1 protein-coding gene is annotated in these 438 nt (G+C 50.7%); it reads right to left on the bottom strand.

The annotated features are described in order from the left end of the window. Positions 1 to 154 precede the first annotated feature (154 nt). Positions 155 to 313, bottom strand: a complete 159-nt coding sequence (locus IAQ59_RS22895) for a hypothetical protein (RefSeq protein WP_209333032.1) — start codon at positions 311 to 313, stop codon at positions 155 to 157. Positions 314 to 438: the final 125 nt, after the last annotated feature.

The raw sequence follows: 438 nt of genomic DNA, 5'->3' as shown, positions 1-438 counted from the left end.
GGTCGTTTTCTTTGTGGATATGTGTAGTTAGAAGGGTGGTGAGGTAGACGTAAGACGTTAGATATGAGATGTAAGATTCGGAAAATTTACGATGCCACTTCCTTTCCAAAACCACGAATCCGAAGCGAGCCCCCGCTCTGGGTGTAGTTTGCAACTACACCCCGATATTTCTGCCAATTGGCAATTGGCGAAACTGAGCTTCCTTCCCAAAACTACCCCAAGCCCCTTGAGCTAGCTTAAAGAGATTGCTTCGCTCCTGCGTCACTCGCAATGACGGGCTTTGCCGGGCTCTCTTACCCCGTAGGAGTGACATGTTTATAGCCTGGGCTTAGAGATCAATTTGTCCCTCCGTTTTGGCCGGGGAGATGTTCATGGTGTCCTCCCACTTCCGCCAAAACCCGGAGATGTCTAGCGCTGCGCAACCAACCGAATTGCCTG

This window comes from Lunatimonas salinarum (assembly GCF_017811155.1).
Lineage (GTDB): Bacteria > Bacteroidota > Bacteroidia > Cytophagales > Cyclobacteriaceae > Lunatimonas > Lunatimonas salinarum.
Note: the sequence above shows the minus strand (reverse complement) of the source record. Positions and strands in the feature narration are given on the sequence as shown.

What these genes read in the sequence shown, in the direction of transcription:
- IAQ59_RS22895 (WP_209333032.1), bottom strand. Translation starts at nt 313, where the DNA reads ATGTCACTCCTACGGGGTAAGAGAGCCCGGCAAAGCCCGTCATTGCGA.